Genomic DNA, 19,535 nt, shown 5'->3' with positions numbered 1-19,535 from the left:
TTTTAACTCTCCTCATTTAATTTTTCTATTGCCGTCTCAACCTTAATTAAGTGCATTTTTGATAAGTAAAATATATTATCTAAACTAACCTCTCGATTCCAATTTACACTATTCGTGGCTGCAACCTCATCAATCTTTTCTCCTATGAAATGGTTATCAATATGGCCATTAATTAAGTATTTTTCATTGTAAATTTTCTCTACTGAATATTTTTTACTTATTAAATCATTCAACAATGACCCAATCCGAGCAGGCTTTTGATTAATTAGAGTTAAAAGATATCCTTCTCCAAAATCATACCCCACAATATTCTTATCAAATTCAAGAGAATCTACTTGTATTAAGATACTGTAGAATATTTCATTAAAGGCATCTACTGAACAAATTTTCGGAACATCTTCTGGCGTAATTTCGTCCGGCACAATAACTCTGTGAATATTAATTTTCATGAGAAATTCTATGAACTGTGCGTCATCTAGATAGTTCAAATCTTTAATAACACTTTCAGTTTTTCTAAAATGTTCATCAGAAACAGTTATATTATTAATTTCTAGATCATATACAAATTTATCCCAGCATTCTACAAATGATCTTCTAATAATATTTAAAGCTTGATTTTTCTTTTTTTCTATACTAGTAACAATATTAATAATATCTTCAAATAAAATTTTTGGATATTTTCCCTCTATGTGATTAATCCTTATTTCAGTATCTAATAGGTTTAAAAGCTCATAATATATATATTCACAATGGCTTCTATCATTTTTATATATGTGATCTTGCGAGTGTAAGATTTTTTCAATTTCTTTAATACAAAACTCTTTTAAATTGTCATTGTCGTCTTTGCGTAAGGGGCAAAAATCTTTTCCATCAGGGTATTTATATAGTTTTATATTGTTATCGTTAGGTACATACTTCGACCGTTTATAAGTACTTTCAAACTCAACTTTATCCATGTTAAATCCTTTAACTTCATTTATCACATGCAAAAACCTGCTTTCTTCGTCTACTTCTAATTCGTACTCGCCTGATTGTTCATTGTATTTCATTATTTGAAATCCTTTTTGGATTAACTTTCTTTTTCCATTTTCAATCTCATATTTTTGCTTTGACAATACATCAATATAATCATTAGGATATTCTGCATTCTTATATGCTTTAACTTGATGTCTGGATATTACTACATTGCCTAGTTTTAAATCAATATCTTCTGCTGATTCATATTCCATCGTTATTCTATTAAAATCTTTATCATTTAAAAGACAGTCATTTATTTTTTGAAGTGATAAAAACATACCCACTTTTCCTTGATGTAAATATCCACTCCAACTCGCTGTTGCATTTCTATTGTCCAAGGTATTCCTCCTTTGATTATTAAATCTTCAGATTCTATGTTTATGTTAATAGGTATCTACTGTTTCATACATACTTTTAATACTGTTTATATAATTAATCTATACTTCTCTATCTAAACATCGTATTAATAGATTGATTCGTTTGTAATATTTAACTTGGTCGCGAGCTTGTCATCCACCAGATTGGAATCAGTGCTAACCAGTAAACGTCTAAATCTGCATTGAACAGCAACCGATAAATTAAAAATAGCAGCAAGTATGCTGGCAAAAGCATGAAAATAGTACTCCTGACAGCTATCTCGATCCAGTTACGATATTTATTCATCCTTATTCTCCCCCAAGTACTGAAGCATTCAGTGTAAACATGCTGATTGTTCTTTTCGTCTATTTCTTAGAGTGTCTTGCTTTCTCCTGTTTCAGTATCCAATTGCTGAACTGTAGATTCTCCCGATTGTTCATTCACAGCATTATATAAAAGGGCACTTTTTATTTTGAACAGTCCTTCAATTGTATCTTCTGACAGTTTTCGAGCAGGTTCTGCGCCTGAGAGGTCAGTTTGATAGATCCCCTTTCCTTCGTGTCCCATTTCCGCCTGATAAGGGCTATAGTAAAGCTGGTTCTCATGAATCGTATAGTATGCCACCCGCTCATCGATAATCAGCTCCGGGTGTGTGCTACTATTCAACTGATTCCGATATAACCGATCATTTTCCCCAACATAGTAATACTCGTCTTCTCGCTTAACAAGCGCTCTTGCTGATGCTTCTAACACTACATCTGTATACTGTCCGTCCAGCGTCATGCGCTCAACAACCGATTGACCTGCTTCGTTCTGATGGCTGACATATAAGAACTCACCATACAGAGCCAGGTCCTGGATTTCTCCATCCATCATTTTCTGCAGCTGACCGCCGTTCAAATCCATTTTGTAGAGAGCGCTATCCTCGTTGAAATTAATAAAATAAATCCAGTTTTCGTATATATGTATATCAGATGAGTAGCTCAAGTTATAAATAATCTCTCGTTCCGACCCGTCGAATCGACTGCGGATCAGTTCCTCTCCTCTGGTGTAATACAGCCATTCTCCCACAATATTCAGTTCATCTATCCCTATACCCTGTGTCTGTTCAGATAGATACGTTTTCTGTTCAAATAACTGATTTGTTCGAACGAGATTCAAACTGTCTTCAACGTAAAATACATGATCTTCATTTTCTACGGCGTATCCGTAGTTATTAGTGTTTTCTACAGTATTCCCCAGTCCATTGTGATCCAGTCCAGAAACAGTGCTCATAGATTCTGCAGCTGCATTATGCTGATACACCTTCCATTCCCAGACCAGATTTCTTCCTTGAAGAACCGGTGCCGCTAAAATGAAAAGGACAAAAGCAATCTTCAATCCCGTCACGATTTTCCCATTTGCAAAACTGTTTTTTCCTTGCAGATTCTTTTTTAAAATATCTACGTAATATTTCTGCCCGATCATTGTGACTTGCTGGTTAGCGTAGATGACTTCAACTTTTCCATTAAATAGTTTATTGAAGGGAAAATCGAATCTAGGTCTGACGATCAGCCGGTGAACGCGGCGCTCAATCACTTTCCATTTGTATTTTGTTATCAGCTGTTCTAGTCCAGAAAAAGATTGCACTTCAACTTTTTTCTGAATCTTTCTATAAATATCAATCGTCCATCTGTAAATCAATAATATGTATAAAAGGTACACAATCCACTGCAGTGCATCAGCTTCCAAAAAACGAATGCCATAATAAAAGTGCATCAATAGTGCAATAGGAATAACTAAAAATACGGTGCTTTTTAATACAATATGTGACCAGTCTTTGAATAGTTTCATTCGAACCTCCTGTTTATCAATTGTCTATTCATCTTTTATTGAAAAATGATTGTGGTATGTTTAATTTATTCTATTTTAACAAAAAAGACTACTCAGTAGAAACCGCTTTTTAATAAATATATGAACATTTCTATTTATAACTTGTTACGAAAAATTTATACAAAACAATAAAAAGTCAATTCAATGTTTCGACAAGTTTTAACTACAAAATGACAATAAAACTTGTCAAATAACTCAAGTTTTGATAAAGTAAGGTTAAGGAGGAATTCATATGGATAAGCAAGAAATTCTAAAAAAAGCCAGAAAAGAACAGGACGAACGAGAAAAGGTTATTAAAACCTATGCATTTCGTATTGGATGGATTGGTGTAGTACTAGTTACACTGTTTATTCTTGTATTAAGGATGCTCAATAAAGAAACTGTCAGCGATATATTGCTGATTCTAATGACTCAACTTGCAGCAGCATCATTTTATCAGTATTCCAATATTCATAATAAAAAACACTTGGTTACCGGAGTCATAAGTTTAGTTGCTGTCGCTCTAAATTTTGCTGCCTTGCTCAGCCAATACGGAGTTTATTAGATGAAGACTAACAATGATTCCCTTATTTTAAAAAATCGTTTGAAAGTGGCTAGAGCTGAAAAAAATCTTAGTCAAGGTGCATTAGCTAAAGAAGTAGGGGTATCGAGACAAACTATCAGTTCAATCGAAACGGGGCAATTTAATCCGACGGCAAAGCTTGCTTTAATTTTATGTATCGCATTAGATAAAACCTTTGAAGAGATATTCTATTTTGACTAACTGCAAATAAAAAAAGCGTATAACAATTACTTTGGGTACAAATCCAAGATAGTTGGAATACGCTATTTTTATTTAACCTTTTGATATGGTTGGCCTTATAAATGATTTCAACAAACTCTATAATTATCAATAAGGATTCATCCATTGCATGTGCATTGGCTTACTTAGTTCCTCCAAAGGTTATCGTCATTTGCCGATTTTCACATGTGTATTTTCGGAAAGATTCCAGCAGCTGTATGGAAAAGCTAAGAAATGCCCACCTTTTTAATAGTGCTTGATTTGTCTGCTTGTTTGCAGCATCAAATAACCCAAAAGCTTCCAGCAGATCCAGCGCGCGCTTCTTTGAATCTTTTCTGGAAAAGCCCATCAATCGACAGATCATGACCAGATTTTCTTTTCCTGTCAAGTCTTCATCTACCGAGGAATACTGTCCTGTCAAAGCAATTCGCGGACGGATTTTTTTCGGTTCTGTCTGCACATCGTATCCGAAGATCGTAGCTGTTCCCCCATCAATCTCAAGCAGTGTCGCCAGCATCCGCACGGTTGTTGTTTTCCCCGCTCCGTTTGGTCCTAAAAACCCATAGACCATGCCTTTTTCGATGTTCAAATCTATTTTCTTTACTGCTTTAAAATCACCAAACTGCTTCGTCAGCCCCCTGACTTCAATAGCATATTCCCTCGATTTTTCCATGAGCATTCTCCCCTTTTACCCCGCAACTTTTCTTCGAATCATCCTTTAACACTTGTTATTCTACCTTATTGACATAACTTGTTATATATATTTACTGTAAAATCTGCTATTTATTTAATTGTTTAGTAGGACAAGTAAAGAGACGTCTTTTCTAGAAAAAAAACGCCTCTTTATTGCTGCCTTATTTTATTATTCGGTATGGCTTATTTCTTTCTCTTCTTATGAACGTAATAGAGAATACCGCCTATCAAACCAATCACGATCAGGAAAGGAATGGCATAGATGATCCAGATCAGAAGGGATTGCAGGAAATAAAAGAATCCGTACATCGATTCCATAAAGGCTTCGCTCACTCTGTCGATAAATGGCAGATGATCACCGCTGGAATCTGATAGGCTTGGACGCTCCATAACATACAGCTGTACCTCAGTATAATCGATCAGACTGTCAAATGTTTCCAGTACAGCCTGTAACGATTCTCGTTCTTGAATCGTCTCGCTCAAGCTGTTTTCCAACTCAATAATGTCTTCAATAGACCCTGCTTCTTCCAGCAGAGCTGTCAGCCGTGCTTCCTTGTTTCTGAGGACTTCGATTCTGGCTTCTGTATCGCGGTACGTTTGCGTGACATCCTGTGTTCCGATTGTCTCACTCTTTTTATAAGCCTTCATGTCTTCCAAGGCATTTAGAAAGTCTGTCAGCGATTCTGTCGGCACTCTCAGTGTGTAGCTGATGCTTTTATATTGTTGCCCGGAAATACCACCCGGTTCATCAGTTGTTTCATTGGAAAATTCTATATATGCGTCAAACTGGTCGGCCAGATCTTCGATTGTGTCGGTTGTCTGCTGAAAATCTAAGGTCTCGTATTCTAAAGATACTGTCTTGATGACTTTTTCACCAATCAATTCCCCACTTTGATTGGTGTTGGAAGCTCCTTCTTTCGGTTCTATCACTGTATTTTCTGAGGGTGAAGACCCAGGTTCTGATGCCATTTCCGAATCGGACATTTCAACACTTGAATCAGCTGATTCTTCTGCCATGTCGCCGTCACCGTTTGATGAACAGGCTGACAGGATCATTATAATTACTAATGCTATCCATACTATTCTTTTTCTCATTTTCTTTCCCCCTAATGATGATCGTTATGCTGTTTTATAATTCCTCAACATGTAAACATATTAAATCTACTGTTAATGTTCCACACTTTTCCCCTTTGTTATTCCGTTCTGCATTAGCGTTGTCTTCTGCGCTTTCCTCTAGTAAACTGTAATAAACAGCAAGCAGGAGGCGACGAAAGATGAATACACAACATATTGAATTACAGAACAGTCACTTGGACTTAGAAGATCCAGCAGTTCAAAAGGCACTATCTTTGTATGACCAGCATGAAGAAGCACCTTATATCTCTCCTAACCGAAACCTGGATGAGTGGCTGGAAGCTGTAGAGATTGGTTCTGAGTCGCTTGTTCCTAAGCGTAACATGGTGCGTTTAGAAGAAGGGATTCTGCCTGGCTATCTGATTTTACTTTGGCGTATCAGTTTCTCGACTTTTACCAACGAAAGTCCTTTTCCAAAATATTTCGAATATACTTACGGTATCAATGCAGAGCAGGCCTTGGATGAATTATTGGAAAAACATTATGTTAAAGAGATGTCTACCTTTGAATCTCTGACCTACCTAAACGCTGCTCAGTTAAAAGATCTGCTGAAGAAAAGAGGCGGATCCGGCTTTTCCAACTTGACCAAAGGCAAGCTGATGCAGCGTGTACGTTCTGCTTACTTGGAAGATGAATTAGAATCACTTTTCTCTGTTCGCGGATACAAGCTGACCTCTCCTGGTCTGGCACTGCTTGGAAAATATCCTGAGATCATCGACAAGCATCCGAAAAAGAAATTTTAATGAGTATTATTGGCGCGATAGTCTTCTTAATGGCTATCGCGTCTATTTCTATATTCATTTTTTCTTTACTGTATACTGTTGATTACTTCTATGAGAGCTGATTCTGAGATCGGCTGGTCGAATTGAAGACGATAGTTGAATCCATCGTTTTGCCATTCAGCCAAGTAAATTTGATTTTCTTCTCCTGACAAGCTGACGGTTACGCCGTTAACTTTTATTGTCTCAGTCACCGCAGCGGAGTTCTCTCCGTCTCCAAATTCATAAAATCTTTCTTCTTTAATAAATGTCAGAGTATTTTCTGCCCCAAAGAATTCGATCATGGCTTGACCCGCTTCTCCGGATGTATACTGACGGCTCTTCACCTCAAATGGTACTGTTTGGATGTTCTCTACCTCAAAACCGACACTTTCTGACAATGCCGCTCTTGAAGCATAAACATCACTCGATGGTGCACTTTCTAGCGCTGAATCCTCGCTGGCTATTTCTGTCTGATCGTTTCGGCTGCTCTGATTGTAGATCAGGACGCTTCCGAAAATGAATAGCCCTATACAACAGACGGCTGTTACCACAGACAGGGTATGTTTCGGCATCCGGAAAGTTTTCTTCTGAGGTTCTGATTGTTCAGATAGGTCAAAGTCATATTTACTGATGGCATACAGGATGCTGTCTTGCATCTCCTCCGTCACTTCAAGATGATCCATCACCTGATTATAGTTATTCTTCAAAATCATAGGCCTCCTTCAATACTGTTTTCAGCTTAATACGGGCACGTCTAAGTAAAGAGCGGACCGTGGCTTCTTTTTTGGAGAGCATATCAGCTGTTTGGGCAGTAGAATAGCCTTCTTGATAATATAAATGAATCACTTCTCGGTATTTGATCGGTAGCGATTTTACGGCTTCCCAGACATAGCTCAAGTCCTCACTCTTTTTTGCAGTCAGTGTCTCATTCAATTCGTCCGTTTTGCGTATATGGTTGTACTTGATTTTATTTTTACTGAGATTGATTGCCACTCTCAAAAGCCAGGCCTTTTCATGTTCAGCGGATTCGAACTGCGGATGCTTTTTCAAATATTGGATCAGTGTATCTTGTAAAATATCTTCCGCATCACTTTTATTATGCAAGTAAGAATAGGCGAGACGGAAAATTGCATTCCCGTATAATGTCATTAACCTGCTTGCCTGTTCCTGATGGGTCTCCTTCTGCTTTGACTGCGCCGATTCAGGGCGGCTAAACGCAAAAGAATAAACGGCTTGAATCATATGACAGATTGTCTGAAAAAAGCGTCCGCTCCTCCTTCCTCTATTACTCATTAAGTCAGCTTGCTGCATCTGTTTTCCTCCTTACCCATTTTAACCATGTAAATCAGACGGCTTAAAAAAGCTGTCTTACCTTATATACAACTCAACAAGTCATAATGTTGCAGAATTAAATAAATTTTTTATTCTTTTTTATTCTTTATGATACATTCTCTAGAAAGCAGAACGTTTATTAGTTCCATTATAGCCATATCTATTCTTCAATAGAAATAGGAATTTGCATGCGAGAATAAACCTGGACAGGTCATAAACGATTGCCAAAAGACCTGATGGAATGATTTGACCCTTTCTCTGATCACAGAACAGGTGCCTAGATCGAGTTTGGAACCACTTCCTGACGAAAATCCACCGGAACTAGTCTCAATATCCCGTTTGAAACCACTTCCTGACGCGAATCCGCCTGAACTAGTCACAATACCGCATTTGGAACCACTTCCTGAAGAAAATCCGCCTGAACTAGTCACAATATCCCGTTTGGAACCACTTCCTGAAGAAAATCCACCGGAATTAGTCACTAAAGCTGGATACTGCTACTGAATAATAATAGATCAGGAATAATCATCTTTTTGAGTGAGTATTGGAAAGGAAAGCATTAAAAACTCCATCAAATCAAGGAAATGATTCCCTGCATTTGACGGAGTTTTATTTTCCGGTTCATTTTATCCGGGGCTCTAGTTTAATCATATTCTGCCAGCTTCTGCTCTTTGTCTCGGATGCAAAAACGCAGCGTGCATCATGACCAGTTGTAAAAAAACTTTTGATCTCAGTTTAAAGGACAGCGAAAAACAAAAGGTGCGCCATCAGGATAATCGATAAAACTGCGAGCGTCTTATATTTATTGATCAAGTAAGCTGTACCTGCATCTCCAACAGGAGACCGTTCGCGTACACAGCAACAAAACAGCACTGGTCTAGGACTCTTTATTGCTAAGAATATTGTTGAACAACATGGCGGAACGATTTCTGCTGAAAGTGATATTGTTCAAACCGTCTTTGAAGTCAGACTGCCTCTAGAGAACAGCCAATCTTGATTTAAGAAAGGTTTAAGGATTACCCTAGTTCAAATTTAAAATTGTTCTTTTATTCTATATACAGTTTGAAATTATCGGCGGCAAGTCCGGAACCACAGAAGAATCTGGACAGAATTGGGCAACTCTCGGCTTAGTAGACGGCCAGGAGTATATCAGCATTGTCATGGGGGTTCCTTTAGAAAACATCAGCGATCCAGATCATGCACAAGTTACAGACACGTTTAGATTATTTTCTTATTTAGCAGCTGAATAGGACATTACAACTCTAACACTTTCTTTAATTTAACCGATCAAAAATAAGAGGTTGGAACAAAACTAGCCGAATAGAACAAAGCCGTTAAATCTAGGATATCTAATCCTTGATTTAACGGATTTTATACTTTTCTGATTTTGCAAAACAATGTTAATCAAAGACTTATGCTCCAACCTCTTTTTAAAATCAAAGCAGTTTAACCACTTCCTATTAAAGAATATCCCTAAAATACTCTATCTCCATTTCTTCTGTATCTTTTTTCAATGAGTGGAAGATCACCAGCAGGTAAATGATGGCAGCGACTTCCAGCAAAGTTCCTGGTATGAACAATACCAGACTGCTGAATACGAGGTTCAGCGTCAGCAACAGCGCAGAGAGTCCTTTTAAAAGGATATAGACTCTGTCTCGGCGGCTGTATTTTTCCACTCCATATGTAAAGTCGCGTGCTTGGAACTCAGTTACGGACACTTCAAGAATCTTATGAAAAGCGACTAACTCCATCACGGAGAATACAGTCGGAATAAACGACACCAGCGGCATTGTTTCATACTGACTGCCTGTAAATAAATTGAATGCAGAATAGATAGCAGTCAAAATTACGAGAGCCAGCAGTGTTCCTTGCGGCAAGTCAAATGATTTTGCTGCCGTCTCCGTTTTCATATCTAGATCTGACAGTCCTGAATAGGCGATCAGAAATCCGACAAATGCCGGAAGCAGCGTGATGGCCCCAATGTGCAGGTGGATATTCGCAAAAAACACACCCCAGAATAGTTTCTTATATGCTTCTGACATTACAATGCTCCTCTCGCTTTTACATATTCCAACAAGTTGAAGAACGTAAACGCTTCTCTGTCCTCTATTTCAAACGTTCGGCTCGTATGCTGCTGTCCCTCCGCATCCGTGAGAGTGAGTTCTGGACGAATCTTGATTTCGGTAAAGCGGTCCAGAGTATCTCTATTATAATTTTCAACCATTTCACTGCTGCCACTGATCGTTTCCCCAGATTGGAATGTTTTTCCAATCCAGGTTTCTAAGGGCTGGTCGTTTATTTTAAAATTTATCCAGTCAGCATACTTGTCTAAATGCTCAGAATGTATCCCTGTCAGTGTGACCTCACTTTTCACTTCATAAAAATGACTAGTATCTCCTTCAGAGGTGCTGGTGGAACTAAAGAAGTTGAGCGGCTCTGTATCTAATTGATCAGGAGAAACAGTATAGAAGTTCACTTCCCCTATATCGACAGTCATTGAACTGTTATCACTGAAGAAAAGTTTTACTTGGGTCAAGGTTGTCTGGTCGAATTGTTCAGCCCCAAATAGTTCAAGCGGTTGTACATAAACGGTTCGGACAGAATACGGCCCCTTAGTTTCCTCTGGAGTTGGAGTTGAATTCGGACTTATACCAAATGGATACTCTGAAGCCTGAAATGCTAAATCCGGTTCCTCTGGAAACTCCACATGAATGACTGTCTTATCTTCAAACGCATTTGTAAGGTATTTCAACTCAAATTCCCCGCCATGCGAGTCTAAATCTCCATCTGACAAAACGGTCACTTGCTGCTCATAATACTGTTCAAAAAACAGCGGTTCGTCCAATTTTATGTAACTTAAAAATAAAAAACCTATGATTGCGATGGTTGAGATGCTTCCAAGTATACTCAGAAACAGTCGATTATTCACTTTCAAATTTGTTCTCCCCAATTTCTGTTATTCTATTCAACTTGTTCTTTATGTAATGATTCCTATTCTCTTAGGTAAATTTTATAGAAATTACATGCTTTATGCAAAGAGACTTTTGCTTTTCTATAAAAAATACAGCATCCGTCTCAGCGGCTCTCACTGATCCAGATACTGTATAGAATGATTATTTAAAATGAAATAACGCCAATCAAGGATAAGCCGTAAGTAATGCCCATCAAAATCGGAATTGAAATAACGGTTCTAAAAATAAAGACTTTTACAATATCCCAGAAATTCAGTCCGATTTTTGTTTTGATCAAAATCATGCCCGTTTCTGACATGAAGACCAGCTGTGTGAAAGCGAGAACGCCGATAAAGAAGCGAGCTGCTTCAGAAGACACATCCGTAATGAATAGTGCCGGCAGATACATATCTGCAAATCCTGCTAGAGATGCTGGTGCCATCTGGCTGGCTACTTCCGAACTGAAACCGATCCAGTCATAGACATAAAACAGCGGAGCACTAATGATGTCGAAAAACGGCGTGTACTCTGCGATAATCAGTGAAACCGTTCCAACAGCCATAATGATCGGCAAAAAGCTGACGTAAATATTAATGATATTTTTAACGGCTTCTTTTAAAGCTCCACCGACTGTAGAAGACTCTGCTTGTTCGATCGCTGATTCGTAAGCATGTTTGAACTTCGATTTACCCTCCGGGGTCTCTGCCGTTTTCGGTTCTTTCCCCTGATAGTAGGCTGCCGGAAACTTCTTCCTTGGCAATCTCGCTGTGATAAATGCCAGTATCAGTGTTACTACTAAAATTGAACCGTAAAAGATTGGAAAAATTGAGCTGAACCCCAGCTCCTGTGCCACTGCAGCCGCAAAAGCGATCCCTACGACCGAAAAACTAGTCGATATCACATAAGCTTCTCTTCTGCTGTAGTACCCTCTCTGATACTGATTATCCGTCACGACGATTCCAATCGTTCCATCTCCTACGAAAGAGGCAATAGCATCAATCGTTGAGAAGCCGGGTACTTTAAAAACTTTTTCCATAACCGGTCCCAGAATCACACCCAGGAATTCAACGATCCCAAAGTGTGTCAGCAAAGGCAGTGCCAGCAGTCCGACCAGAAATGTGATGTATAAGGTCGTCAATAGGCCTTCTTCTCCTGCCATGGTCCCGCCGGTTCCCGGATCTATAATAATACTTCCAACGCCCGTCTGCAGGAACCATTTGTTGATCACCATCAGATATAAGAAAGATCCGACAATCCGCAATATTACATTCAAAGGAGAAGCCTTAAATACTGAATTCACATATTTATTTTTAGAAGTATAAAATAGAAAAATGATTGTTCCCAGCAAAACGATCCAAGCACTGATTTGAGTAAATAAAATAAAGGCATTAAAGATATTCTCCGTAATAAAGTCAATGATATGCGAGATCATAATGCTGCTTTCGCCGCCGATTTCAAACGGAACTAAGAAAAAGACAAGTCCCAATAATGATAAAAAGATAAACTTGAATGAATTTTTGATCACTTATATTTCCTCCAATTTACAACGGTCTAAAGGTTATCATATCTGGATACTGAATACAATTAAACCGCTTCTATATGTATAAATGATTGTACAAATGAATAAATCGTTTCAATTGGATTGGGGCAGCTGCTTTACATAAGCAAAAAAATCCATAATAAAAGGATCAACCTCTCCTATGATTGAGAAGTTGACCCTTTCTTTATTTTCAATCTATGCGTTTCGCTTTAAATCGTTTCAATCTTAGTGCATTCAACAATTCAGATACTGAACTGAAACTCATTGCGGCTCCGGCAATCATCGGATTCAATAATGGTCCCCCGAATGCATAGAGGATACCCATTGCGACCGGGATTCCAAGTACATTATAAGCAAATGCCCAGAATAGGTTTTCTCTGATATTCTTGATCGTCGCACGGCTGAGCTCGATTGCTGTCGGTACGTCCATCAAGTCGCTTCTCATCAAAACGATATCCGCTGATTCGATCGCGACATCTGTTCCTGAACCGATTGCGATTCCGATGTCCGCTTGTGCTAATGCCGGTGCATCATTGATACCATCTCCGACCATTGCCACGTGTATCCCTTCGCTTTGAAGTTTTTGTACTTCGTTGGCTTTATCTTCAGGCAAGACTTCACTGAATACGCGGTCGATGCCGACTTGTTTGGCAATTGCGTTTGCAGTCCCTTTGTTGTCGCCGGTAATCATCGCTACTTGAATACCCATTTTATGCAGTTTTTCGATTGCCTGGACACTGTGTTCTTTGATCGTGTCGGCTACTGCAACGATCCCAATCAGTTGACCGTCCGCTGCGATAAACATAGGCGTTTTTCCTTCAGCTGCCAGATGATCAGCTGCTGCTTGTGAATCCAATAGATCGATGTTGTTTTCTGTGATCAGTTTTTTGTTTCCTAACAGCAAGTCTTGCTTTCCAACGGTTACTTTGATGCCTTGTCCCGGAATTGCATTAAAGTTCTTCACTGACTCTAACCGCAAGCCGCGTTCTCTGGCCCCTTCCACAATTGCTTCACCAAGCGGGTGTTCAGAACCTGTTTCTGCAGAAGCCGCTAATTCCAATACCTCTTCTTGGCTATACCCATTGTAGTTGAGGATATCTGTCACAACGGGCTTACCTTCTGTGATCGTTCCGGTTTTATCAAATACAATCGTTTGGACTTTCTGGGTAGATTCCAGCGCATCTCCGCTTTTAATTAAGACGCCGTTTTCTGCTCCTTTGCCCGTTCCGACCATGATCGCTGTCGGTGTTGCCAAGCCAAGTGCACAGGGACAAGCGATCACCAGTACGGAGATTGTGATTGTCAAGGCAAATACCCAAGACTCTTGTCCTAAAAAGAACCAGACAAGTCCAGAGAGAATCGCTAAGCCAATAACGATCGGTACGAATACACCAGATAATTTATCCGCCAGCTGTGCAATCGGTGCTTTTGATCCTTGTGCTTCTTCTACTAGTTGAATGATTTGAGATAACGTGGTGTCTTTTCCGACTTTTGTTGCTTTGAATTTGAACGAGCCGGTTTTATTGATGCTGGCACCGACGACATTATCTCCTTCATTCTTTTCTACAGGTAGACTTTCTCCAGTGATCATCGATTCGTCTACTGCAGATGTACCTTCAACGATCACACCATCGACTGGAATTTTCTCTCCTGGTCGAACAATCACGATGTCGTCTGTCATCACTTGATCAATGCCGATCTCTATCTCTTGACCGTCACGGACAACATTGGCTGTCTTTGGTGCTAAGTCCATCAGTTTCTTGATAGCTTCAGAAGTTTTGCCCTTTGAGACGGCTTCAAAATATTTCCCTAAAGTAATCAGCGTTAGGATAACAGCGGCTGATTCATAATACAGGCTCATCGCAAAATGATTGTCTCCCATGTAAATCAAGATTGTGCCGTATAAACTGTATAGAAATGCGGCACTTGTTCCCAATGCAACCAGAGAGTCCATATTGGGATGACCTTTAAATAGATTTCTAAATCCATTTGTAAAGAAAGAACGCCCGAAATACATGACCGGCAGTGTCAAAATCAATTGTGTGGTCGCAAAAGCGGTACTTTGTTCCATAGGATGTAAAAATCCCGGAATCGGCAGTCCAATCATTTCTCCCATTGCAATATAAAGAAGCGGTACGGAAAAAATGGCTGACCAGAAGAAACGGGTCCACATCTCTTTTATATGTGCTTGCTTCTAGTCTGCTTGTTCTTCTCCTGCTTCTTTGTTTTCTTCCAGATCGATTGCTTTGTAGCCGGCATCTTGGACTGCTTTCATAATGTCCGCTTTAGATAAAGCTTTTGCCTCGTATTCAACAGTCATCTTTTCAGTGGCCAAGTTGACTGAGGCACTGCTGACGCCACTGAGTTTACTGACGTTTTTTTCAACTGTCTATGCGCAAGATGCACAAGACATCCCCTCAATCTCATAAGTATGATTCAGGGTATTTTTACTGGCTTTATACCCGGCATCTTTAACAGCTTGTTCGATTTCTTGATTTTTAAGGACGTTTGTGTCGTAAGCGACACTCATTTTTTCTGTCGCCAGATTGACGTTGACCGAGTCGACACCCTTTAACTTGGCTACCGCCTTTTCAACCGTCTGTGCGCAAGATGCACAGGACATTCCTTCTATTTCATACGTTTCTTTTAACATAAGGCTTCCTCCTCTATTGCTTGATGATTTTTTATTATTCGTTTACGATTGTAACCTTAACTATGGATACACTATATCACATACGTTTACGATTGTAAACATATTAATTCAGATCTCCTTTAGAATCAATTTTCATCAATCACGGAATATATATCTTGAATAATGTAATATATACTGTACAACGTACACTATATATTACATGGAAGGGATGATTCAGTTTGTGGAAAATCATTTAAAGAGTGCACGCGCAGCCGTTAACCTGACGCAACAGCAGTTAGCGGAAAAAGCAGGTGTAACTCGTCAGACAATCAGTTTGATTGAAAAAGGAAGTTATAACCCGACGCTAAAGTTATGCCTGAACATTTGTCACATCGTCAATAAAACATTGGATGAACTGTTCTGGATAAACGAGGAGGAACGGAAACATGAAGAAAATCACGGATGAGCGACTTATACTAAAAAACCTAAAACAGATCAGAGTGTTGTTTGCGATTCAAATGGTCGGAATTTTAGGGATACTAGGTTACGACTTGATCACTAGAGGGTTCAGTGAAATGACGGATCGGCCATTATGGTTTTTACTGGTGATAACAGGGATTATAGCTGCCTATCAATCAGCCACTGTTAGTGTAGAACAGGAAAGGAAAATACCTCTCCTAATAAAGGATTCATCATCACCTTGATCATTATCAGTCTGCTTGTGATCGTCAGCGGAATTCTCAATTCCGTGATCGATGGCCTCAGCTGGATGAATGCCGTCATTATGCCGGGAATACTGTTTATCTGCTGTATTATCCCTGCTTATTACGTTTTTCGTTTAAGAAAGAAAAGAGATGACGAGCTGGATGACGACTAAAAGACACGTTGGCTTAAAGGTGGCATTCTTTTTGGTATACTAGATAAAACAGCTAGTAAAACAATTAGTAAGGATGAATATGTTATGTATGAATCTATTTTAGCTATTACCGGTCCAACTTCTGGTATTGGACAAGCAGCGGTCAAAGTGTTGGTAAAGCAATATGACCGTGTTCTGCTGTTGTGCAGAAATCTCACTAAGGGAGAAGCGCTAAAGAAGGCGTTATTTGAAATCAATCCGCAAGCAAGAGTCGACTTGATTGAATGTGACTTGAGTGATTTATCTTCTGTCAAAACAGCTGCAGCAACGACTCATAAACAAGTGAATCACATCGACTGTCTGATCAATAATGCCGGCATGGTCTCTACAACAAAAAGAGAAAGCAGCGATGGTTATGAGCTGATGATGGCAACAAACTATCTTGGACCGTTTTTACTTACGCATGAATTGCTGCCGCTGGTTATGAATAGTGAAAGCAAACAAGTCATAGTGGTTTCTTCTGGTGCTTATAAATTTGTCCCGATGAAAAGACCCTTCTTCAGCCCGCAGCATTTTAATCCACTCGCTGGATATGGCAGATCAAAACTCGGAACATTGTATCTGGCACAGGAACTGCATGAACAGTATTCACGACAAGGCTTAAAAACAACTGCCGTTCATCCGGGAATGGTCTCAACTAATATCGGTAGAAACAACGTCAGTCAGAAAGTTGGAGATTTTGTCTTCAAGCTGCTGGATCCTTTATTCGTGACGGTCGATGAAGGTGCCCAGCCGATTATTTTAGCCGCTGATCATCCTGAAAAATATGCTGGTGTTTATTCAGACGAGGGAAAAATCGCCGCCGTCAAGCAGTATGGGAGCGACTTTATCATGCGCAGAGAATTTATCGACGCCACATTACTAGAATTAGATCTTAAAGCCCTTTAAATCAAAAAGTACGCGTTCACTGTAAATTTTGGGTGAACTCGTACTTTTTTATCTTGTGATCATCCTCTTTTCCACTCATTATTACCTAATATAGGCTTATAAGCTTTTGAGCACTTGTTCTTTCAAAACCGGCAATACCTGTTCTTCGAACCAGGGATTCCGCTTCATCCATCCGTAATTCAACGGCGATGGATGAACAAGCGGTAAATATTCAGGTGCATATTGTTCAAAGTTCCGAACGGTCTCGGTCAAGTTTTTCTCCCGGCGTTTTCCCAGATAGTATTTTTGAGCGTAACTGCCGATCAGTATAATGGTTTCAATATGCGGCATCTCTGCTAATAGACGAGAATGCCATTTTTCAGCAAATCCTTTACGGGGCGGAACATCCCCTGATTTCGCTTTGCCAGGATAATAAAAATCCATCGGCAGATGAGCAATTTCATTCGTACTATAGAAAAATTCTCTAGAAACACCCATCCACTCACGCAGTCTATCTCCGCTGGCATCATTCCAGAACATTTGGGTTTCTTCTGCTTTTCGTCCTGGTGCCTGGCCGACGATTGCAATGCGGGCTTCTTTTGGTGCACTAAACAACGGAGGAACGCCGCGCTTTGTATAGCTTTCATTCATCGGATCCGCCATGATTTCTTGTCTGATTGCTTCTATTGTGGTCATTTCCTTAACGATCTCCTTGCTTTATTTTTTATCTTTTGAATTGATCTCATTTGCTTGATTCTATCGCTTTCTTTACACTATAACAAATTTCGATGCTCTATACTAAATGATCAACTGATTTACTGCTTCACTATCCGGTATATCATTAAATAACAGGGTCATTTCGATAAAAGCTTAAAATCATATCCTGACTGTGATAGACTTAGCTTGTAATAACGATGAATGAATGATGAGGAGATATAAACGTGCAGCAGATGAAAAGACTGAGTTTGATGGTAATCTCTATGGTATTTGTAGCATTTTCGGCTTCACTGACAATCAAAGCAGCTATTGGTCTAGCCGCATGGGATGCCATCGCTCAGTCTCTGGCGCACCTTTCTGCCATAAAAGTCGGCACGATCGGTATGATTTTAAATATTTCCTGTGTATTCGGACAACTGCTTTTATTAAAGAGCGCATTTCCGCCTAGACAACTGCTGCAAATTCCAGTCAGCGTTTTACTAGGCGTCTTAATTAATTATTTTTACTATACCCTCTTTGCTTCTCTGACTTTAACTCACTATGTATTTACTTTGCTGTTGTTCTTAACAGGAACCGTCTTGGCTGCTTTTGCGGTAAGTATGGTTATGACACTGAATATCGTCACATTTCCGCTGGAAGGCTTTTGTATGGCACTGGCAGAAAAAACTCACACCCGCTTCGCTGTCATACGGCAGATGGTCGATGTCCTCGCTGTTCTCCTTACTGTCTTGCTGACCTTATCAGTTGGCGTTCCGATGACTGCAAGAGAAGGAACTGTAATCGGCATGCTGATCTTTGCCCCGCTTTTAGGCTTTTTCATCAAACGCCTTCAGCCCATTGTTGAAAATGTTACTGTAGAAGAATAACTGCGCTGTCTGACTAAATACTGATGTATCCATTTAAAATTGAATGAAAAGCAAAAAAGTATTTCTCCTTAAAGAAATACTTTTTTTACTGATTTATTATTGCGTTTTATGTTTACTTCGTAATTTTCTTGACTGGCAACCATATTTCACTGTACGCATACCCACTTTTCTGATCATCCATTTTAGTAAATGAAAAATTCGGTGCCTGAATCAATTCATAATCAGAAGCCGGCAGCCACTCTGAGTAAGTTCTTGCCATGGTTTCTTGTAATACTGAAGGAAAAGGTCCTTCACATGGAAATACTGCCCAAGTGCAAGCTTCAACGAATATAGTATCTAAATCGTTGCTGATTTGACTTTCGGTTGTCATTACCCCAATCAAGTGCGTCAATTCTCCCTCCTCTTTCATAAAGTTTTCGTCAGCATCATAAGACACATTTACAATTTCACGTGGTTCTATATTTTGAAGAGTATGCATTTCTTTCCTTTGCTTCTCTGTAATACTCTGAGCCAGCTCGACAATTGCATTATTGACGCCTTCAAACTGCATTGGAACTCGTTTGCTGACCCCTGCGAAGGTAAATGCCGGTTTTTCTTCGATTCGGTAGTTCATTGAAATGCCTCTTTTTACATCAATGAAGAAAGATAGTCTTGGTACAAATTTACTCATCCCTTTTTTGTGAACATCTGATGGTAAGAACCCACACCAATTCTTAAAGGCTCGCGTAAATCCATCAAGCGATTGGTATCCATACTTGAATGCCACTACTGTTACTTTTTCTCCATTCAATAAGTCTTTGTTGGCTTCTGTTAATTTACGGTTTTTTATATACTCAGTAACCGTCATACCAGATAAATGAAAGAACAACGTCCTTAAGTGATAATCAGAAACCCCCGCATATTCCGATAGTTTTTCAAGGGAGTCATCTTCAGTCAAATGCTCCTCAATATAGTCAATTACTTGATTCAGTTCTTTTAACATGGTCTCCTCCTTTCATAACTGTATAATAACAAAGTCACTGAGATATGACTCGATCATTTAGAAGCAAAACTGTCGTATTTCTCATTTTTATGTGAATAGTGTGGAAAATGAATAGTC

The 19,535-nt window shown here is 39.2% G+C and carries 20 protein-coding genes and 2 pseudogenes; 9 read left to right on the top strand and 13 right to left on the bottom strand.

Features of this window, described 5'->3' with window-relative positions; all coding sequences use genetic code 11:
* Positions 1–2: 2 nt before the first annotated feature.
* The 3 genes from BM212_RS05585 to BM212_RS05580 all read right to left on the bottom strand — a co-directional run bounded on the left by BM212_RS05585 (position 3) and on the right by BM212_RS05580 (position 3,207).
* Complete coding sequence (locus BM212_RS05585; protein WP_072693390.1) at positions 3–1,355, bottom strand: ABC-three component system protein; 1,353 nt, start codon at positions 1,353–1,355, stop codon at positions 3–5.
* A 151-nt stretch (positions 1,356–1,506) separates the two neighbouring features.
* The gene (locus BM212_RS12580) at positions 1,507–1,680 is read right to left on the bottom strand and encodes a hypothetical protein (protein WP_156849195.1); all 174 of its coding nucleotides are present in this window, start codon (positions 1,678–1,680) and stop codon (positions 1,507–1,509) included.
* 66 nt (positions 1,681–1,746) lie between these two features.
* A complete protein-coding gene (locus BM212_RS05580) occupies positions 1,747–3,207 on the bottom strand; it encodes a DUF5050 domain-containing protein (protein ID WP_072693391.1) in 1,461 nt (486 codons plus the stop codon).
* A gap of 271 nt (positions 3,208–3,478) precedes the next feature.
* On the opposite strand from BM212_RS05580, the gene BM212_RS05575 reads away from it, so the two are divergent.
* Entirely contained in the window at positions 3,479–3,790 is a 312-nt protein-coding gene (locus tag BM212_RS05575; RefSeq protein WP_072693392.1) for a DUF6442 family protein, read from the top strand.
* Positions 3,791–4,009, top strand: coding sequence for a helix-turn-helix transcriptional regulator (locus BM212_RS05570; RefSeq protein ID WP_072693393.1), 219 nt, complete (start codon positions 3,791–3,793; stop codon positions 4,007–4,009).
* Positions 4,010–4,169: 160 nt separating this feature from the next.
* On the opposite strand, the gene BM212_RS05565 is transcribed toward BM212_RS05570, so the two are convergent.
* Positions 4,170–4,700: an ATP-binding cassette domain-containing protein gene (locus BM212_RS05565; protein ID WP_072693394.1), complete on the bottom strand. Its 531-nt coding sequence runs from the start codon at positions 4,698–4,700 to the stop codon at positions 4,170–4,172.
* Between the two features lie 203 nt (positions 4,701–4,903).
* Positions 4,904–5,815, bottom strand: a complete 912-nt coding sequence (locus tag BM212_RS05560; protein WP_072693395.1) for a DUF4349 domain-containing protein — start codon at positions 5,813–5,815, stop codon at positions 4,904–4,906.
* Positions 5,816–5,994: 179 nt separating this feature from the next.
* Here BM212_RS05560 and BM212_RS05555 point away from each other — a divergent pair, with 179 nt between their 5' ends.
* Positions 5,995–6,597, top strand: a complete 603-nt coding sequence (locus BM212_RS05555) for a hypothetical protein (RefSeq protein ID WP_072693396.1) — start codon at positions 5,995–5,997, stop codon at positions 6,595–6,597.
* 65 nt (positions 6,598–6,662) lie between these two features.
* On the opposite strand, the gene BM212_RS05550 is transcribed toward BM212_RS05555, so the two are convergent.
* Together BM212_RS05550 and BM212_RS05545 are read right to left on the bottom strand one after the other, a co-directional pair.
* Positions 6,663–7,283 (bottom strand): hypothetical protein, encoded by a 621-nt coding sequence (locus BM212_RS05550; protein ID WP_143744913.1) that lies wholly within the window; start codon positions 7,281–7,283, stop codon positions 6,663–6,665.
* A gap of 28 nt (positions 7,284–7,311) precedes the next feature.
* The gene (locus BM212_RS05545; RefSeq protein WP_232226916.1) at positions 7,312–7,926 is read right to left on the bottom strand and encodes an RNA polymerase sigma factor; all 615 of its coding nucleotides are present in this window, start codon (positions 7,924–7,926) and stop codon (positions 7,312–7,314) included.
* 309 nt (positions 7,927–8,235) lie between these two features.
* Here BM212_RS05545 and BM212_RS05540 point away from each other — a divergent pair, with 309 nt between their 5' ends.
* Both BM212_RS05540 and BM212_RS05535 read left to right on the top strand, forming a co-directional pair.
* Positions 8,236–8,451 (top strand): hypothetical protein, encoded by a 216-nt coding sequence (locus BM212_RS05540; protein WP_072693398.1) that lies wholly within the window; start codon positions 8,236–8,238, stop codon positions 8,449–8,451.
* Between the two features lie 331 nt (positions 8,452–8,782).
* Positions 8,783–8,944 (top strand): annotated as a pseudogene (locus BM212_RS05535) (ATP-binding protein); the annotation flags it as partial.
* Positions 8,945–9,407: 463 nt separating this feature from the next.
* Here BM212_RS05535 and BM212_RS05530 read toward each other — a convergent pair.
* The 4 genes and pseudogenes from BM212_RS05530 to BM212_RS05515 all read right to left on the bottom strand — a co-directional run bounded on the left by BM212_RS05530 (position 9,408) and on the right by BM212_RS05515 (position 15,091).
* A complete protein-coding gene (locus BM212_RS05530) occupies positions 9,408–9,989 on the bottom strand; it encodes a hypothetical protein (RefSeq protein WP_072693399.1) in 582 nt (193 codons plus the stop codon).
* Positions 9,989–10,882 (bottom strand): hypothetical protein, encoded by an 894-nt coding sequence (locus tag BM212_RS05525; RefSeq protein ID WP_091897067.1) that lies wholly within the window; start codon positions 10,880–10,882, stop codon positions 9,989–9,991. The genes BM212_RS05530 and BM212_RS05525 overlap by 1 nt, the downstream gene beginning before the upstream one ends.
* 182 nt (positions 10,883–11,064) lie before the next feature.
* The gene (locus BM212_RS05520) at positions 11,065–12,423 is read right to left on the bottom strand and encodes a YjiH family protein (protein ID WP_245750937.1); all 1,359 of its coding nucleotides are present in this window, start codon (positions 12,421–12,423) and stop codon (positions 11,065–11,067) included.
* A 205-nt stretch (positions 12,424–12,628) separates the two neighbouring features.
* Positions 12,629–15,091 (bottom strand): annotated as a pseudogene (locus BM212_RS05515) (heavy metal translocating P-type ATPase).
* 208 nt (positions 15,092–15,299) lie between these two features.
* Here BM212_RS05515 and BM212_RS05510 point away from each other — a divergent pair.
* The 3 genes from BM212_RS05510 (at position 15,300) to BM212_RS05500 (ending at position 16,874) form a co-directional block, all read left to right on the top strand.
* Positions 15,300–15,536, top strand: coding sequence for a helix-turn-helix transcriptional regulator (locus tag BM212_RS05510; protein WP_218149690.1), 237 nt, complete (start codon positions 15,300–15,302; stop codon positions 15,534–15,536).
* Positions 15,517–15,774, top strand: a complete 258-nt coding sequence (locus tag BM212_RS05505; RefSeq protein ID WP_091897064.1) for a hypothetical protein — start codon at positions 15,517–15,519, stop codon at positions 15,772–15,774. The genes BM212_RS05510 and BM212_RS05505 overlap by 20 nt, the downstream gene beginning before the upstream one ends.
* A gap of 257 nt (positions 15,775–16,031) precedes the next feature.
* Positions 16,032–16,874 carry an SDR family NAD(P)-dependent oxidoreductase gene (locus tag BM212_RS05500; RefSeq protein ID WP_072693402.1) on the top strand — a complete coding sequence of 281 codons (843 nt, stop codon included), beginning with the start codon at positions 16,032–16,034 and terminating at the stop codon, positions 16,872–16,874.
* Positions 16,875–16,970: 96 nt separating this feature from the next.
* Here the strand turns inward: BM212_RS05500 and BM212_RS05495 are convergent, their stop codons facing one another.
* Positions 16,971–17,549, bottom strand: a complete 579-nt coding sequence (locus BM212_RS05495) for a uracil-DNA glycosylase family protein (RefSeq protein WP_072693403.1) — start codon at positions 17,547–17,549, stop codon at positions 16,971–16,973.
* Between the two features lie 254 nt (positions 17,550–17,803).
* On the opposite strand from BM212_RS05495, the gene BM212_RS05490 reads away from it, so the two are divergent.
* A complete protein-coding gene (locus BM212_RS05490) occupies positions 17,804–18,436 on the top strand; it encodes a YczE/YyaS/YitT family protein (protein WP_072695907.1) in 633 nt (210 codons plus the stop codon).
* A 112-nt stretch (positions 18,437–18,548) separates the two neighbouring features.
* Here BM212_RS05490 and BM212_RS05485 read toward each other — a convergent pair whose 3' ends face one another.
* Positions 18,549–19,418, bottom strand: coding sequence for an AraC family transcriptional regulator (locus tag BM212_RS05485; protein WP_091897061.1), 870 nt, complete (start codon positions 19,416–19,418; stop codon positions 18,549–18,551).
* Positions 19,419–19,535 lie beyond the last annotated feature (117 nt).

The organism is Marinilactibacillus piezotolerans (assembly GCF_900114235.1).
GTDB classification, from domain to species: Bacteria; Bacillota; Bacilli; order Lactobacillales; family Carnobacteriaceae_A; genus Marinilactibacillus; species Marinilactibacillus piezotolerans.
Note: the sequence above shows the minus strand (reverse complement) of the source record. Positions and strands in the feature narration are given on the sequence as shown.

Bases quoted from the DNA above. Each gene is read 5' to 3' on its own strand.
- BM212_RS05505 (WP_091897064.1), top strand. From the start codon at position 15,517: ATGAAGAAAATCACGGATGAGCGACTTATACTAAAAAACCTAAAACAG.
- BM212_RS05490 (WP_072695907.1), top strand. From the start codon at position 17,804: ATGAAAAGACTGAGTTTGATGGTAATCTCTATGGTATTTGTAGCATTT.
- BM212_RS05560 (WP_072693395.1), bottom strand. From the start codon at position 5,815: ATGAGAAAAAGAATAGTATGGATAGCATTAGTAATTATAATGATCCTG.
- BM212_RS05555 (WP_072693396.1), top strand. From the start codon at position 5,995: ATGAATACACAACATATTGAATTACAGAACAGTCACTTGGACTTAGAA.
- BM212_RS05485 (WP_091897061.1), bottom strand. From the start codon at position 19,418: ATGTTAAAAGAACTGAATCAAGTAATTGACTATATTGAGGAGCATTTG.
- BM212_RS05495 (WP_072693403.1), bottom strand. From the start codon at position 17,549: ATGACCACAATAGAAGCAATCAGACAAGAAATCATGGCGGATCCGATG.
- BM212_RS05575 (WP_072693392.1), top strand. From the start codon at position 3,479: ATGGATAAGCAAGAAATTCTAAAAAAAGCCAGAAAAGAACAGGACGAA.
- BM212_RS05545 (WP_232226916.1), bottom strand. From the start codon at position 7,926: ATGCAGCAAGCTGACTTAATGAGTAATAGAGGAAGGAGGAGCGGACGC.
- BM212_RS05570 (WP_072693393.1), top strand. From the start codon at position 3,791: ATGAAGACTAACAATGATTCCCTTATTTTAAAAAATCGTTTGAAAGTG.
- BM212_RS05530 (WP_072693399.1), bottom strand. From the start codon at position 9,989: ATGTCAGAAGCATATAAGAAACTATTCTGGGGTGTGTTTTTTGCGAAT.
- BM212_RS05510 (WP_218149690.1), top strand. From the start codon at position 15,300: ATGATTCAGTTTGTGGAAAATCATTTAAAGAGTGCACGCGCAGCCGTT.
- BM212_RS05500 (WP_072693402.1), top strand. From the start codon at position 16,032: ATGTATGAATCTATTTTAGCTATTACCGGTCCAACTTCTGGTATTGGA.
- BM212_RS05580 (WP_072693391.1), bottom strand. From the start codon at position 3,207: ATGAAACTATTCAAAGACTGGTCACATATTGTATTAAAAAGCACCGTA.
- BM212_RS12580 (WP_156849195.1), bottom strand. From the start codon at position 1,680: ATGAATAAATATCGTAACTGGATCGAGATAGCTGTCAGGAGTACTATT.
- BM212_RS05565 (WP_072693394.1), bottom strand. From the start codon at position 4,700: ATGGAAAAATCGAGGGAATATGCTATTGAAGTCAGGGGGCTGACGAAG.